This is a genomic window from Lacinutrix sp. Bg11-31 (assembly GCF_002831665.1).
Classification (GTDB): Bacteria; Bacteroidota; Bacteroidia; order Flavobacteriales; family Flavobacteriaceae; genus Lacinutrix.
Genome location: NZ_CP025118.1, coordinates 1,912,330 through 1,928,828, shown reverse-complemented (window position 1 = coordinate 1,928,828; position 16,499 = coordinate 1,912,330). Strand labels below are relative to the sequence as shown.

At 30.4% G+C, this 16,499-nt stretch carries 16 protein-coding genes; 4 read left to right on the top strand and 12 right to left on the bottom strand.

Annotated elements, in window-relative coordinates:
• The first annotated feature begins 20 nt into the window (after window positions 1–20).
• Window positions 21–626: a DUF1684 domain-containing protein gene (locus CW733_RS08705; RefSeq protein ID WP_100996827.1), complete on the top strand. Its 606-nt coding sequence runs from the start codon at window positions 21–23 to the stop codon at window positions 624–626.
• On the opposite strand, the gene crcB is transcribed toward CW733_RS08705, so the two are convergent.
• Window positions 623–994: a fluoride efflux transporter CrcB gene (gene crcB / locus CW733_RS08700; RefSeq protein WP_100996826.1), complete on the bottom strand. Its 372-nt coding sequence runs from the start codon at window positions 992–994 to the stop codon at window positions 623–625. The genes CW733_RS08705 and crcB overlap by 4 nt on opposite strands.
• A 222-nt stretch (window positions 995–1,216) precedes the next feature.
• Between crcB and CW733_RS08695 the strand changes: the two genes are divergently transcribed.
• Window positions 1,217–3,292, top strand: a complete 2,076-nt coding sequence (locus tag CW733_RS08695; protein ID WP_100996825.1) for a hypothetical protein — start codon at window positions 1,217–1,219, stop codon at window positions 3,290–3,292.
• Between the two features lie 74 nt (window positions 3,293–3,366).
• Here CW733_RS08695 and CW733_RS08690 read toward each other — a convergent pair whose 3' ends face one another.
• The 9 genes from CW733_RS08690 to CW733_RS08650 form a co-directional block, all read right to left on the bottom strand.
• A complete protein-coding gene (locus tag CW733_RS08690) occupies window positions 3,367–4,389 on the bottom strand; it encodes an SRPBCC family protein (protein ID WP_100996824.1) in 1,023 nt (340 codons plus the stop codon).
• A 112-nt stretch (window positions 4,390–4,501) separates the two neighbouring features.
• Window positions 4,502–5,092, bottom strand: coding sequence for a hypothetical protein (locus tag CW733_RS08685; RefSeq protein ID WP_100996823.1), 591 nt, complete (start codon window positions 5,090–5,092; stop codon window positions 4,502–4,504).
• Between the two features lie 5 nt (window positions 5,093–5,097).
• Window positions 5,098–5,544, bottom strand: a complete 447-nt coding sequence (locus CW733_RS08680; protein WP_100996822.1) for a lipocalin family protein — start codon at window positions 5,542–5,544, stop codon at window positions 5,098–5,100.
• A gap of 197 nt (window positions 5,545–5,741) precedes the next feature.
• Window positions 5,742–6,449 (bottom strand): hypothetical protein, encoded by a 708-nt coding sequence (locus tag CW733_RS08675; RefSeq protein WP_100996821.1) that lies wholly within the window; start codon window positions 6,447–6,449, stop codon window positions 5,742–5,744.
• A gap of 104 nt (window positions 6,450–6,553) precedes the next feature.
• Window positions 6,554–7,396, bottom strand: a complete 843-nt coding sequence (locus tag CW733_RS08670; RefSeq protein WP_100996820.1) for a hypothetical protein — start codon at window positions 7,394–7,396, stop codon at window positions 6,554–6,556.
• A 61-nt stretch (window positions 7,397–7,457) separates the two neighbouring features.
• Window positions 7,458–8,096 (bottom strand): response regulator transcription factor, encoded by a 639-nt coding sequence (locus tag CW733_RS08665; protein ID WP_100996819.1) that lies wholly within the window; start codon window positions 8,094–8,096, stop codon window positions 7,458–7,460.
• Window positions 8,097–8,152: 56 nt separating this feature from the next.
• The gene (locus tag CW733_RS08660; RefSeq protein ID WP_100996818.1) at window positions 8,153–9,868 is read right to left on the bottom strand and encodes an ATP-binding protein; all 1,716 of its coding nucleotides are present in this window, start codon (window positions 9,866–9,868) and stop codon (window positions 8,153–8,155) included.
• A 7-nt stretch (window positions 9,869–9,875) separates the two neighbouring features.
• A complete protein-coding gene (locus CW733_RS08655; RefSeq protein WP_100996817.1) occupies window positions 9,876–10,538 on the bottom strand; it encodes a hypothetical protein in 663 nt (220 codons plus the stop codon).
• A gap of 150 nt (window positions 10,539–10,688) precedes the next feature.
• Complete coding sequence (locus CW733_RS08650; RefSeq protein ID WP_100996816.1) at window positions 10,689–10,874, bottom strand: hypothetical protein; 186 nt, start codon at window positions 10,872–10,874, stop codon at window positions 10,689–10,691.
• 78 nt (window positions 10,875–10,952) lie between these two features.
• Here CW733_RS08650 and CW733_RS08645 point away from each other — a divergent pair, with 78 nt between their 5' ends.
• Both CW733_RS08645 and CW733_RS08640 read left to right on the top strand, forming a co-directional pair.
• On the top strand, window positions 10,953–11,342 hold the full coding sequence (locus tag CW733_RS08645) for a nucleoside triphosphate pyrophosphohydrolase family protein (RefSeq protein WP_100996815.1): 390 nt from the start codon (window positions 10,953–10,955) through the stop codon (window positions 11,340–11,342).
• Window positions 11,343–11,588: 246 nt separating this feature from the next.
• Window positions 11,589–13,907, top strand: coding sequence for a T9SS type A sorting domain-containing protein (locus CW733_RS08640; protein ID WP_100996814.1), 2,319 nt, complete (start codon window positions 11,589–11,591; stop codon window positions 13,905–13,907).
• An 84-nt stretch (window positions 13,908–13,991) separates the two neighbouring features.
• Here the strand turns inward: CW733_RS08640 and CW733_RS08635 are convergent, their stop codons facing one another.
• Window positions 13,992–14,291, bottom strand: coding sequence for an immunity 53 family protein (locus CW733_RS08635; RefSeq protein ID WP_100996813.1), 300 nt, complete (start codon window positions 14,289–14,291; stop codon window positions 13,992–13,994).
• Window positions 14,292–14,505: 214 nt separating this feature from the next.
• On the bottom strand, window positions 14,506–16,422 hold the full coding sequence (gene htpG, locus CW733_RS08630; RefSeq protein ID WP_100996812.1) for a molecular chaperone HtpG: 1,917 nt from the start codon (window positions 16,420–16,422) through the stop codon (window positions 14,506–14,508).
• Between the last annotated feature and the right edge of the window lie 77 nt (window positions 16,423–16,499).

The following is a 16,499-nucleotide window of genomic DNA, read 5'->3' as shown; positions in this document are numbered from 1 at the left end:
ATTTACTCTTAAATTATATTATGAAAAAAATCATATTACTTTCAATTTTATTCGTTTCAGCATTAAGCTGCGCACAAGATAAACAACCGCTTTTAGGAGATACAGAACACCAAAAAGAACAAAATGCTGAATTTAAAGATGCCTTAAAATCACCTTTAACTGAAAAGGATAGAAAAACCTTTAGGGCTTTAGATTTCTTTAAATTTGATTCTACTTACGTTGTTACAGCTAATTTTAAAAGCACACCAAACCAGACACCTTTTGAAATGGCAACTACAACAGATCGTAAACCAATGTATGTTAAGTATGGTGAATTGTCTTTTGTTTTAAATGGCAAGGATTGTAAATTAAATATTTATCAGAATTTAGAACTAGTAAAACGTGAGGGCTACGAAGATCATTTGTTTCTTCCTTTTATAGACCAAACTAATGGTGAAGAGAGTTATGGAGGAGGACGTTATTTAGACACAAGCACACCTAAAGGCAATACGATGGTTTTAAATTTTAACGAAGCCTACAACCCTTATTGTGCTTACAGCCCAAGATATTCTTGTCCTATTGTTCCTTTAGAAAACTCTTTAGATGTTAGAGTAGAAGCAGGAGTTAAAGCTTATGGAAAGCATTAAAAACTCTTAGCTAAATACATGCCACCAAAAACGGCTAAAAAGCCAATAACAAAACTTGCTATAGTGTAAAGAGCAAAACTTGTAAAATCTCCTGCCTTTAAGAATACATGATTCTCGTAAGCAAAGCTTGAAAACGTGGTAAAACCACCACAAAAACCAGTGGCTAAAAGCAGCGTGTGGTTTTGAGAAAGTGTATTGTTTTTAAGTGCTAAACCTAATATAATACCTATAAGTAAACTCCCTAAAATATTGGCAGCGAAAGTGCCATAAGGTATTCCGTTTTGGGTATTGTTTAAATAGTTCCCTAGTAAGTAGCGAAGTACACTACCAAAACCACCACCAACAAATACAAGTAAAATATTCTTCATATTACAATAGAATGAGGTGCAATATTATCTCTTTTTTTCTAATCTCTTTTCAAAATAACAAAATATTTAAAGTTTAGACTTTAACATGTTGCGTGTTAACTATTTTGTTTTTAGTGTATTAAGTGGTGTATTCTGGTGTGTAGTTTATACTAAAATATCAGGATTTGGCGGAAACTGAAAAGCCAAAATAGAGTAAGTATGCTATTATAAATTTTTTACATCATGGAAAAGCTAAATGAAAAGCAGCTATTAGTTGCAAGACAAGAGTTTAAACCTTTTTTAACAATGACTAAAAAAGGAGTCTCTAAACTAAAATTAAAGACACCTTTAAGTCTTTACAAACAGCAATTTAATACCTCTTTCGAGTCGTTAGGTTGTGTTGGTTATAATTCGACTTTTAAACAATTAACAGCAACAATAAATATAAAACGGCAAACAGGTTATTCTGGAGGTTTGTGTACCAATGGCTCTTTTGAATATGTAAGGTTTTACATGAATTATCAAGAAGGAGATGGTTGGGAAGATATGGGTTATGTTGGTGTTAATGTACACGATATTCCAACACAAAAAGATTGTAGTAATAAAGATGAAAAACCTATTAACTATACTGTTAGATTAAATATAAGCCCAAAGAAAAAATCTTGTAACATAGCTAATTTGCCTTTGGTTAGAGCTGTTTTATCTTGGAGTACTATTCCTGCGGCAAACGATCCAGAGTTAACTAATGGAACTTACGTTTGGAGTGATAAAAAAGAAGTGCAAGTGCAAATAGAACCTTTAAAATTGTTTATACCAGATTTCCCAATATTTGAATTAGACGACTTGTTTAATACTGCTCTATTAAACCCAGAATTGTCTATTAATGCGATTACTAACTTAAACCCTAATTTAATAAACACTTTACAGAAGGCTAAAAAAAGTATAGCACCAAAGGCTTATAATTTTGCCGAATTAAATCAGCTTTATAAAAAAGAAAAATTTGGTCCTCAACGCTTTGGACATAAATTATTACAACAAGTAGAGTCTGAAAAAGAATTAGCTAATATTACAGAAATCAATGATTTATTTGAGTTGAACGATTTTAACTTGTCAGATGTTTTAGTGAACTGGAATCAATTAGAATGTAATACTGATTTTGAAGAATTATTATGTGTTGGAGCAGATTATAATCAAGAAGCATTGGTAGGTACTTTAAAGATTAAAAAGCCATCAGGTTACAGCGGCAATTTGTGCAGTACAGGAAGTAGAGAGTATGTTTCTTTTTGGATACAAACCGAAGAAAATTGCCAATGGAAACATGCAGGAACTACTTTTGTGAGCGCATATGATATTGCAGATATTCCGAGTGATGGTATTCACTATTCTGTAGTTTTACCTTATAATTTTGATGAATTAAAACAAGATTGTGAAAATCCACAAGTATTAAAGGTTAGAGCTATATTATCTTGGAACACTTCACCACAAGGTTTTGGGTGTTCTAATTATGGTAATGTGGTTGAGTCTTATATTCAATTACAGAAGGCATTAGTGAGTAATGGTCCTAAATTAGTTTCAGTTGGAGGTGTTTCTACAGATTTTATAAATAATGTAGATGGATTAACATTAGCAGGAGCGAAATTTGGATTTACTATGAATACTGTTACATCTGGAAGTGCTTTTGCGAAAAAGATTATTATTCAAGGTTTAGCGACTACTTATGCAGGACAGAGCTATAAAATTAAAACAACAAATTTGGACACTGGAGAGGTTAAATATGTAAATAATACATTAGTATTAGAAGGGCATAATAACGTTACAGGATCTGTAATTTATACAACTGTAATACCAGTAAACGATGTTTATACGTATATAGGTGGTAATAAAAACACATACAGTGTTATTGCTAACTTTTCTCCTGGAACAAATAACCGATTGCTAATAGAGCTTGAGCATTTAGGAGTAGCAGTAGATAGTCAAATTATTCAAATGGATAATCAAGCACCAATTTTAACGCTTAATATTGATGACTATGGTGATTGCTCTCACTTTTCTAAAGGCATTCAAATTAAGGGAAATTTTGATATTCAAGAGGCACACTTAAGTACGTTTGTTTTAAGAACAACAGCTACAGATGTTAATCAAACATTAAGTAGTTCTATAGCTGGAGATAACCCATTTGGAGACTTTGAGTTTACCGCTTCTACCATTAAAAATTGTGGTAATATTATATTAAGCGCAAAACCAAAAACGGTTGTAGATAGCGTAGTAATGCATCCAGGTACATCTATAGCACCTAACATTTGCTTATCGGATAATTAATATAAATTAAGTGTAAATGAAAAAGCAGTTCTAAATTTAGAACTGCTTTTTTTTATGATACTATATTAATACTGTTATTTTACTGCAATGTAAATTTTAGTTTTTAATTCTGCTGGATTAGGCGTGTTCATTGGTGAGTTTAAGTAAGCCTCTAAATTTGGTCCATTCTCTTCTTGTTCTAAACCACTGTCTGTAATAGTTTTTATTGCTTTTTCCCAAGCATCTTTTAAATTACTATAATCACCATTTAAAGTCGTTTTTACAGCTTTAAATGGTTTTAATTGACCAGTTAATATTTCTCCTCCTGTAGTAATTACACGAGCAGTTGTTGGGACACAGCATGAAAACATAACTGCGTTGTTTTCCTCATCATATTTATGATATAAAACGTAGGGTGCTCCAGCCATTGTAATGTTGTTTTTTTCAGCGTAAGACATAACAGCTGGTAACATTGTAGCCATTTTACTTTTAAAATCGTCTAGAGTTGTAGCAGCAGTATTATAAATATAATAGCCTCCACTGTGTTGTATTGTTTCTTTATCAACTACAATGCTGTATTTTTTCATGTCTAACAGAACTATGCTATCAAGTTTTTCTAAACTACGTTCGTATTCTGGACCTATTTGTTTTTCCATTCCACCCATAAAAGCAGCAAATGCTTTAAATTCAAATGGTAAATTTTTACCTGCTATATTCCACGTTACATCTGTTGAGCCATCTGCATTTGGTTTAAATTTCCATGAGACATCAGATGATGGGAAGTCTGCAAACTGCATTACTTGGCTTATAGATTTATTGGTGTTTGTTTCAATTGTTTTCATTGTGCCAATACCATCTTTATCTTCCCAAGTATAGCTTGAACCTTCACCTTTAGTTAATTCAGGTAAAGTAATTTTCATATTAGGATCTTTTTCTACCCAAGAAGACCAAGAATTCCAGTTTTTATAGTCATTAACATTCTTGTAAATTACAGCTGCAGGTGCATTTATGGTACGCGTTCTTGTTACAGAGAATTCGCTTGGTTGCACAGCTATATATATTGCTAATGCAATAATAGCTATAAGAATAAGGAAGAAAATGTATTTTATGGCTTTCATTATTTATTAAGATGATAATTATTTTATCAAAGATAGATATAAATAAGAAATAAAAGAAAAGCCCTTCAGAAATGAAGAGCTTTATAAGAAAGACTAATACTAAAAAAGTAGTTTACATAAAACTAAATCCAATACCAATATTAAAGACTGGTAATCCAGATTCGCTAATACCAGGAACTTCGGGTATTTCTTCAATAGATGTTTCGTTGTTAGAATTGCTCTTTACAACTACATATTCTGGAATTTCACCTAAACCGTATCCTGCTTCTATTCTAAAGAAGAAAGTTCTGCCCAGTTTAGCACCAATTTTAAGGTTTATAGTATTGAATTCTATGTTTGCTGTACCTTCATTTGTTCCTGAATCGAATTCTACATCGCTATAGGTTCCTTCGGCATTAAAAGAGAAGTAAGAAATACCTCCATAGAAGCCTTTGCCTGTATTGTTAATGTAAATGTTAGAGCCAATTTCGAAATTATTGTAATTTACATTAACATCATCTACAGTTTTAGACAACGACATGTAGTCTAACATTATTGAGACTCTATTGTCTAATAATGGTGTAACATATTCTAGGTTAGCACTAATAATATTTGGTACACCTATTTTCGCACCAATACGTAGTGGTTTAATACTTTCTTGGGCATCAATTTGTGTGCTACAAAGTATTAGTATTGCGGTTATAAATTTTAATAGCGTTTTCATAAGATTTATTGTTTGGTGAAGGTTTCTGTATAGATATAAGTATTACCGTCATATTCATCAACGTCTTTTAAAACTAGGGTAGTACTATTTAATGTTAAAATTTCTTGAGAATAGTCTTCGCTTGTTAAGGTATTGGCGCTAATAGTGTAGTTTGTATTATAAGTTTCGTCTAACTCACAGTTAGCCTCATTGTTACCAGATGGGTCTGAATAGTATTTGCTTGCAATAGAAGTGTTTGAGAAGGTGTGAGTGTCTTCAAAATCGCAAATCCATATATCTGTATCTGTTTCACCATTTGTAGTACTTGTGGTAAATTTCCAAGTGCCTATAATACGTTCTTTGTTTTGAGCTGTTGTAACTTGGTTTGAATCCTCATTATCATCATCGCTTCCGCAAGAGACTGTAAATAGTGTAATAATAATAACAGTAAAAATGGTTTTTAAAATTTTCATGGTTTTGTGTTTTTGATTAATTTATAGTAATGTAAAGAAAGATGGGAAACCAAAAAATCCCCAATATTGGGGATTTTAAAAAAGAAATTGATTAATAGCGAATTAATAAAATCTAGTGTTTAATAAGGTGCTTATTTACAGGATTATTGAGCGTAATAAACCTAATAAAATAGTAAGTTTCTGATAAATGAATATCATTATTTTACTCTGGCTTGAAATTCTGAAATCACATTAGAGTAACTACGTAGTACACGATCCCATTCTTTGTAGAGTTCGTCGCTTTTTACACTTGTCATTGGCATTCCAGAAGCTTCACTAATTAGTTTTACTTTAAACATAAGTGGGTCGCTTGACGATTCTTTAATAATAATTCTTGTTCGTACTGTATTTTGCATAAACGTTTTTAAAGACCAAGATGTACGTAAATAACCTGTTTCTTTATCTGTCATTTCAATGACATCAATATATGTAAGCACAATCTGGTTTATTAGTTTCCATGCTTTGTCTTTTTCCATGCTGTTACATTTTAACTCAATATCTATATTGGCAATATCGGTTAGTATAGATGCATCGTAAGAGTCGTCACGTTTCATTTCTACATAATGTGTTTTTGGTGGCTTAGTCATGTCTTTTTTATTACAAAACTCAATACGCTCTGTTAAATAGGCTACTTTTTTTATAATTACAGTAACACAATCGTTTTTTGGTACTGTTACTTCTGTACCACCTTTACCAACAAGTTTTCCGTTTATAAAAATTTCAGCATCACTTTCTGAGACACCTAGTTCTACTTTCTTTTTACCAACAAGTATACTGTTGTTTGTTTCTAGATTAATTGAAGTGCTGTTGTTGGAATAGCCAATAGTAGTTATAGCTAAAGCAAATAATAGTAAGTAAGTTTTCATAAGTTATAGTTTAAGAGTTAATTAGACTGCAAAGTATGAAAGAGTATGAAGCCAAAAAATCCCCAATATTGGGGATTTTTGAGTTAAATGATAATTGAAGTTAATTATTTGAAAGGATTTTTGTCTAATCGAAAAGAGAATGAGACAAATGGATTAGCTCTTATGTAATCGGTATGTAACTGATCGAAAGTTAAATTTTCATTTATACTATCTCCATTAGAATAATTAGAAGATAATCTTTTATGATTATGAAAAGCGACTCCTGTGGTTATTGTAATGTTTTCATTATAGATAATAGAATAACCTGAGAAAATAGATAAACTGGTTTTAAAATCGTAACCAATTCCACCAGAAAAGCCATGTTTCCAGTTGGCATTTCCAAATAGATGGTTTTTACTTAACCAAGTGAACATTAAAGTAGGATGGTATTGAAATTTTTCTTTGTTATTTCCTTCCGTAATTATATAAGAACCAGCAATATCTTCATCGGTATTAGTTTTAGAATAGTACGTTTCTTGATTGGTTAAAAAAATGAAATTAAAACCAAAAGTGGTTCGCCATTCTCCACGTTGTTGGGTTGTGTAAATTCGCTTTAAGTGAGTTCCTTCTTTACCATCCTTTTTTGTTTCTTGAATTTCAATAGTAAGTTGTTGCCCTTTATCCAAATTAAAATCTCCAATAGATATTTCTAAATTGTTTATCTCAGCAAGGCCGTTAATGCTAGCAAAATCTGTAGGTGTTTTTAATACTTCTATTTTTAAATCTTCTTTTTTTACTTTTATTTTATAAATAGAGGTTTTTTCAACATGAGTCATTTTAAAGTTATATTTATTAATGTCTGAAGGAATTGTTAACTCTTCTATTTGACTTGTTACATCAATCTCTATAGTTTGAGCAGATAATTGAAAGCAAATTAATAATAATAGAAAGTGTAAAAAGTATTTCATAGCATAAAGTTTAATTGGTTGATTTTTCAAAAATAACAGGTTATATTATACAAGTACATACCTAATTCCGGGTATTTTTAAATGTATATTTCTTCTCTAAAGCATAACGCATTAACTCGCCTTTACCTTTTAGTCCTAAAATACGAATCATGTTTTTTCTGTGTGTATCTACAGTATGGATGCCAATAAAGAGCTGCTCGGCAATTTCACGAGAGGTTTTTCCTTGAGCTACCAAGTGTAGAATTTCAATTTGTCTTTTAGTTAATAGCCCTTTTTTGCTATTGTTTTTTTCTTTGCCTAGTGCGTTAGTGTCTATATTTTTGTCGAAATATTTTTCACCTTTATGAATAGTTCTTATAGCTAATAGTACTTCGTTTAAAGAAGAGTTTTTTAGTATATATCCTTTTGCGCCAGCTTCTAACATTTGCTCGATTGCATCTAATTGATCGAACATAGAAAAGGCCAGTATTTTGGTTGTGGGAAATTCTTTTATTATTTGCTTAGCAGCTGTAATACCATCCATTTTTGGCATTCTAATATCTGTAATAACAACGTTTGGTTGTTTTAGTCTTACAATTTCAAGGAGCTGCTCTCCATCGTTTGCTGTTCCTACAATAGAAATGCCTTCTTCATATTTTAGTAGTAGTTCTAAACCATCAATTAAAGATTGATGATCCTCTGCAATGGCTAGTCGTATCATTATTTAATGTTTAATTGTTTTATAAATTTTAAATCATAGATAAAATTTTCATTATCCTAAATAGGGATGTCTATAATTATAGATGTTCCTTTATTTATTTCAGACTCTATAGTCATGTTTCCTTCTAGATGTTCTACGCGTTTATCTATACTGTGGATTCCCATACCTTCTTTACTAATGTTTTTAGTGTTAAAACCTATGCCATTATCTTCTACCATAATGTTTAAGCTGTTTTCGTGGTTAGTAAGGTGTATGGTTACTTGCGAAGCTTTCGAATGCTTTATTGTATTGGTAACCAATTCTTGAATAATTCTAAAAAGTGTTATTTCTAAGCTGTTTTCTAGACGGTTTTCAAGGCCATGATCTATTACTTCTATTTGTATTTTATTAGCTCCAGATATTTTTTTTGCCATATCTTTTATAGCTTTTAAAAGCCCTTGTTTAGCTATAACACCAGAGTTTTTAGCATGAGCAATACTTCTAACTTTTTTATAAGCTTCGTCTAATAATACATTTGTTTTATTAAATAAATCTGGAGATTGTTTTTCTTTTAATACATTAAAATGAAGCTTTACAGTTGCCATAAGTCCACCTAAATCGTCATGGAGTTCGTTTGCTATTCTTTGGCGTTCTTTTTCTTGGCCTTCTATCATAGCATCAATACTAGTAAGTTCTTGTTCTTTTAGTACTGTTGCTAGTTTTTGGGTTTTAAGTTTGCTTTCTTGTTCTGCTAATAGTTGTTTTCGTTTAGTGTTTTTCTGAATTAAAAAGGCTGTTATTCCACCAAAAACCAAGAATCCAATAGCTGCAAAAAGTAAGTTTTGAGTTTGTTTACGTTTGGCTTCACTTTCTAAATTGTCACCACGTAGTTTTTCGTTATCATATTGTTCTTTTATTTCGGAAATAGCAATATTCTGTGAAGTAACATTTATACTGTCTCTTACAGTATTATATTTTTCGAAAGCGTTGTAGGCATTTTGATAATCATTTAAATGTTTATAGCAAATAGTTAATTTTGCATATAGATTCTTTTGGTAATTATTCTTGTATTTTGTTAGTGCTATTGCCTCTGCTTTTTTTAAATATTCAATTGCCTTTATGTATTCTTTATCTTTTTGGTAAGAATTAGCGTAATTAAAATATGTAGAAAATAAGGCATTAACATTTTCGGTTTTGTACAGTTTTAATGCTTTTTCAAAAAATAGCCTAGCAGAATCTTGTGCTATAAATCCGGAATATAACAAACCCAAATTGGTATTTATTTTTGCTTGTGTATAACTATCGTTTATTGCTTTAGCATCATTTAGTGCATCGAGATAATACGCTTTAGATTTTTTGTAGTTTGTTGGGTTAAAATAATAAGATGCATAATCTAATTTAGCCTCTAGTAGTTTCTTATTATCGTTATTGACTTTAGCGTAATTAAAATAAGAATCTAAATATGGTAATGGATCAATATTGAGTTGGTTTTGAGAATCTAATAGCTGAAACAGCTCCTTGTTACATTCCATAAACCTATCTCTTAACCCGAGTTCTTTACTAAGTTTAAGAGATTGGTTGTAATATTTAAATGCTGAATCTGCTTTGTTTAAATTTGAATAACGCTCGGCAAGTAAAAACAATAGTTCTGCTTTATCTTCATTAGCATTTGTTTGAGATACTTTTGTTTTAAACTGGTTTGCAATCGAGTCTTGAACATTACTAGAAAATACTTTGGTAGTTAAACCAAATGCGAGAACATAAAAAAATAAATATTTATGGAAGTGTCTCATTTATTTGTTACTCGACTATTATTCCTCCACAAGCCTCTTTAGGTTTAGGATTTTCATTTGTAGATTTAGGTACATTATTAAATAATTCAAGACAATCAACATTAATATTATTGTTTGCTATTTGTTCCCTAAATTGAGTAATTATCTTTTTTTTACTTTGTCTAAAATCGTCAGGAGTATCATTTACAACAAAAACTACCAGCTTACCGTCTTTAACACTGCCTCCAATAAAACTAAGAGAAATTTTATCTTCTAGAATATGTGTAGGCACTTTTTCTAAAGCACCTTTTTCTTTTCTGTCTGTTATTACATATACTATTGCGCTTATAGTGCTAGATGAAACATCTTCTTTGTATAAGCCATAATAATCTGCATTTGGTACTGGTATGTCTAAAAAGATATTGCCTTCTTTTATATAACTGTTTTCTTTGCCAGATACAACGTGTAAGCTTTTATTACTGTAGGTTTCATGTTCACCTTCATCTATATTTATTTTTCTAATAGTAGATGAAGCTTGCTTATATTCTACTATTTCTTTATTTTTAAATTTAGGTGTTTCATCTTTTGTAGATTCTGTTTCAACACTATTTGTATTTGTGTTTTTACAAGAAAAATTTAAGCAAAGAAGCAAAAAGAGAAACGAATAAAGTAGCGTTTTAATAGTCTTCATAATAATTGTTTTTTTGAGTTAGATTAGTTAGCGTAAATAACATCAAATAAAAGATGTTTAAAAATACCTAATTATAGGTATTTTTAAAAGTTAACAATTATTTTTTTTAGAGGAAGAAAATACAGACAAAAAACAACAATTATAGGTAAACTACTTAAAAATAAATTTAATAGCAGCAATAAGTCCAATAAAAGAAATAAAGGCAACCAATACCCAAATAGTACCTTTGTAATGTTGTTTATGTAGCTTTAAGTCCTTTCTATACATATAAATTAAAGCTATAGTAAACACAACTGAAAAACAAATGCCAAATATTAATTGTCCTGTACTAAACATAGTATTATTTTTATGCAAAAATACGAAAACTAATAACCAAGATTTCCGTTTTCACGGAAATGAAAAATAAATTTTTCAATGAAAAATAAAATAGAAGCAGTAAAAGCATTTCATACAGCATTTAAAATTGGACATTTAGAAGCTCCAAAAGGTGACTTAGGAAAATCTAAAAACACCTTGCGTTTTAATTTAATGCAAGAAGAGAACGAAGAGTATCTTGAGGCTGCAAATAATAACGACTTGGTTGAGGTTGCAGATGCCTTAGGAGATATGCTTTACATTTTATGTGGAACCATTATAGAACATGGTATGCAACATAAAATTGAGGAAGTATTTAACGAAATACAACGTAGCAATATGAGTAAGCTAGGTGAAGATGGACAGCCTATTTACAGAGAAGATGGTAAGGTTTTAAAAGGACCAAATTATTTTAAACCAAATATTAAAGAGATTTTAGGTAATAAATAATTTAAAATTGTTAATTACCTTAGAATATAGAGAGCCACCTTAAAAAGGTGGTTTTAGTATTTCCGCGAAAGCGAAAAACAGTTCTATTTATAAGATTGCTTCATCTTGTTATTACATTAAAGATGTGCACTTACTTTTATTAATTTAGTAACTTATCTACCAAATATGTTTGTGCTATATTTACAATATATCTCACTAAAATATAACAATTAGAATTTGTTAGAAACTTAATATTAAAACCATTTTATGAAACAATTTTACTCGCTATTACTCACCTTATTAGCATTTGGTTTTTTAAATGCCCAAATAGTTAATATTCCTGATACTGCTTTTAAGCAAATTCTACTAGAGTATAATTGCGTTGATACAGATGGCGATTTTTCAGGAGATAGTACTATAGATTTAAATGGTGATGGCGAGATACAAAATACTGAAGCCGAAGCTGTTATTAATTTAATAATACCAATTTTTGAGTATGTTGATCCAATTACAGGAGCTAGCTCTAATATTAGTGACATAACTGGACTTGAAGCCTTTTCTAGTATCGAGATTCTATTTCTTGATGGTGCAGGTACCTTAATTAGTTTGTCCAGTATAGATTTAGGTGCTAATAACCAAAGTTTAGTTGAAATAAAATTGGGTTTTGTAGATGGTCTTCAAAGTTTAGATTTAGGTTTGAAACCCAATCTAACCAAATATACAAGTGAAAACACTTTTGATCTTACAACACTAGATTTTAGTGAATGCCCAAACTTAGAAAATTTATATTGTGGTATGACAAATTTAACGTCTTTAGATATTACACAAAATACTAATTTAATTAATTTTGGGACAGATTTTTATTATGGATTAGATATCGATTTTACACAAAATATTAATTTAGAAACTATAAGTTTTGTCGACTCTTCCATTACTTCTATAGATTTAAGTAATTGTGTGAATTTAATAAATTTTTATAGTCAATTATTAGATGCTTTAACAGCTTTAGATTTTTCGGGTAATCCTAATTTACAATCGTTACAATGCCAAGATAGTGGTTCACTAGAGACACTTAATATAAAAAACAATAGCCAATTAACTACTTTAGATTTTTCGGGATGTAGTTTTCTTACTTCTATATGTGTAGATGATACTGAGTTTGATATGGTGTCTAATCTTGTAAATCAATATGGTTATACAGATTGTGCAGTTACTAACTACTGTACATTAAATCCTGCAGGAGCGACTAATTTTGTAGAAGGAGTGACGGCTTTAGATTTAGACAATAATGGTTGCGATATTAGTGATTTGGCTTATGGTAATTTAAGATTCAATATTACAAATGGGACTACCAGTAGCGTTTTTTTTACAGACAATTCTGGAGATTACAGTATACCACTTCAAGATGGAATAAATACCATAACACCACAATTAGAAAATGCTAATTATTTTAACATTACACCTGCAAGTGTTACTATAGATTTTACTATAGATACTAGTCCGTTTAGTCAGGACTTTTGTATTGCGCCAAATGGTGTTTTTAACGATTTAGAAGTTGTTTTAATTCCTATTGGAGATGCAAGACCAGGATTTGATGCTAATTATAAATTAGTATATAAAAATAGCGGAAATACTACATTGTCAGGTAATGTGTCTTTTGCGTATTTAGATGATACAACTAACTTTGTTTCGGCTGTACCAATACCAGATAGTGATGTTAGTAGTGAGTTAATGTGGAGTTTTATTGATTTGCTTCCTTTTGAAAGTAGAGAAATTGATATTGTGATAAATTTAAATACACCAACCGATGTTACTTTTCCCTTAAATGGTGGAGATCTTATAGCTTACACTGCAAACGTAACACCTTTAGTTGGTGATGAAACACCAATTAATAACAATACAGCCTTGAGGCAAATGGTTGTTAATTCTTTCGATCCAAATGATAAGGCTTGTTTAGAAGGCAATGAAATTGACATAGACAGAGTAGGAGAGTCTTTAAATTATAGAATTCGTTTTGAAAACACAGGAACTGCTAGTGCTATTAATATTGTTGTAAAGGACGTTATTGATACCTCTAAGTTTGATATGGCTACTTTTACGCCTTTATATGCAAGTCATGATTTTGTTACTAGAATTGAAAATAATAATGAAGTAAAATTTGTTTTTGAAAACATTAACTTGCCTTTTGATGATGCTAATAATGATGGTTATGTTATTTTTAAAATAAAGACTGTTACTACTTTAGTAATAGATGATACATTTAGTAATCAAGCAGAAATTTATTTCGATTTTAACTTCCCAATTATTACAAATAATGAAACAGTAACTGTTGTTGAAGAGAATTTAAGTGTTTCAGATTTTGACTTAGATAATTTTGAAGTGTATCCAAATCCAGTAAAAGATATTTTGAAAATTAATAGTCAAGTAGATTTCGATTCTATTTTAATTTTTAATATTACAGGACAGTTTGTAAAAGAAATAAAAGGGAGTAATAATATAAATATAGAAGACCTTGATGCAGGTATATATTTTGTTAAATTAGAATATAATGAAGCACATTATGTGAGAAAAATTATTAAAATATAATAGATTTTAATAATGTTTGAAACAAAAAAAACCACCTCGAAAGGTGGTTTTTTTATTTCCGCGAAAGCGTAGAAAAAGATAGTGTTATGAGTTTTCGAACTTCTCTATCATCTCTTTGAATAAGCCTAGCAAAAAAGTTAGTTTTCCAGAATCACCAGAAGCGTTAAATACGTGGTTTTCAATTTTTACACCATACCAATCTTGCTTGCTACTTTCATTAAGAATCCATGGTATTTCTATATTAGCCAAAGAGGTATTAGATATGTCAATTTCCACATCCCATCCTGGATTGTCAATTGTCGTAATTTGTATCCCATTGCCATGTTCCCAATCTCCATCACAATTGTTTTTAAACCAATGCTGTATCCAGTCTGTAATTTCCATTTGTATTAAGTTGTTTTGATACTATTTAAGCACGTTTTATACTTAGTTGTTAAAAAATAAATGTAAAATATTTTAAACGAAATTAGCTTAAAAAAGTCACAAAGTCAAGCACTAAAAAACCACCTCGAAAGGTGGTTTAGTGTTTCCGAGAAAGCGAAAAAATGCTTTATTTATAAGGTTGTTTCATCTTGCTTACTGCAATAGAAATGTAATCTTACTTTATCATTTCGTAAGAACGTTTTACAAAATCACTAAGTTCTTTTCCTTTTAATAAACCTTGAGATAGTCTAGCTAAATCTAAACTTTGGCTTATTAAACGTTCTTGAATCTCTTTGTTTTCGGTATTTAAAATCTCGCCAACTAAATCAGAATTTGTATTAACAATTAAGTTATACATTTCTGGCATGTTACCAAACATTTGCATTCCGCCTCCACCACCAGACGCTTGCATTTCTTTCATTCTACGCATAAATTCAGGTTGCGTAATCATAAATGGAACTGCTTCGCTGTCTTGAGCTTCTAATTGTACCATGAATTTATCTGAAGGTATTACACCTTTCAATAACTCGTCTAATACTTTAGTTTGGTCTTCGTCTAATTTAGAAATTGCAGTTTCATCTTTCTTAATTAACTTTTCTATAGAATCTGCATCTACACGAGCAAATGTAATATTCTCTTTCGTGCTTTCTAATTTCTGCATTAAATGCGAAATAATAGGAGAATCTAATAATAATACTTCGTAACCTTTAGCTTTTGCTGCTTCAATGTACGTGTGTTGTGCATCTTGATCGCTAGTGTAAAGAATTACCATTTTACCATCCTTATCTGTTTGGTTGGCTTTAATAGTTTTCTCTAACTCTTCGTAAGTAAAATACTTATTATCTACTGTTGGGTATAAAGTAAAGGCATCTGCTTTTTCGAAGAATTTATCTTCAGAAAGCATACCATATTCAATAACCACTTTAATATCGTTCCACTTTGCTTCAAAATCTTCACGATTTTCTTTAAATAACGATTTTAATTTATCTGCAACTTTACGTGTAATGTAAGATGAAATCTTTTTTACAGCACCATCTGCTTGTAAGTAAGAACGCGATACGTTTAATGGAATATCTGGAGAATCGATTACACCTCGTAACATGGTTAAAAATTCTGGTACAATACCTTCAACATTATCGGTTACATAAACTTGGTTTTGGTATAACTGAATCTTATCCTTTTGCATGCTCATGTCTTGAGTCATCTTTGGGAAATATAAGATTCCAGTTAAATTAAACGGATAATCTACATTTAAATGAATGTGGAATAATGGATCCTCGTGTTGTGCAGGATATAATTCTCTGTAGAAATTTTTATAATCGTCACCTTCTAATTCTGTTGGTTGTTTTGTCCAAGCAGGATTAGGGTTGTTGATAATGTTATCTACAGTAATTTTTTTCTGTGGCTCAGTTGTTTCTTTACCTTCAGTATCTTTTGTAGTTGTTGGTGTGTGCTCTGGATCGTTAACTTCTTTAGTTCCAAATTTAATTGGAATAGGCATAAACTTGTTATACTTATATAATAAAGTGTTAATACGAGATTCTTCTAAAAACTCTGTAGAGTCTTCTGCAATATGAAGAATAATTTCTGTTCCTCTGTCTGTTTTGTCTGAAGCTTCTAAAGTAAACTCAGGAGAACCATCGCAAGTCCAATGTGCTCCAGTTGTTCCTTCTTTATGAGATTTAGTGATGATTTCTACTTTTTCGGCAACCATAAATGCAGAATAAAAACCAAGACCAAAATGACCTATAATTCCAGAATCTTTAGCAGAATCTTTATACTGATCTAAAAACTCTTCAGCACCAGAAAATGCAATTTGGTTAATGTATTTCTCAACCTCTTCGGCTGTCATACCTAAACCTTGATCGATAATATGAAGCTTCTTACCTTCTTTATCAATTTTAATTTCGATTACTGGATTTCCGTATTCCGATTTAGATTCTCCAATACTAGCTAAATGCTTTAGTTTTAATGTTGCATCTGTACCATTACTTATAAGTTCACGTAAAAATATTTCGTGATCACTGTACAAGAATTTTTTAATTAATGGGAAAATGTTTTCTACTGAAACATTAATATTTCCTTTTGCCATAATTATAATATTTATTTGTCATTCCTGCGAAGGCAGGAATCTGTTTGTTTTTTGTCATTTCGAGTGCTTTGAGTAAA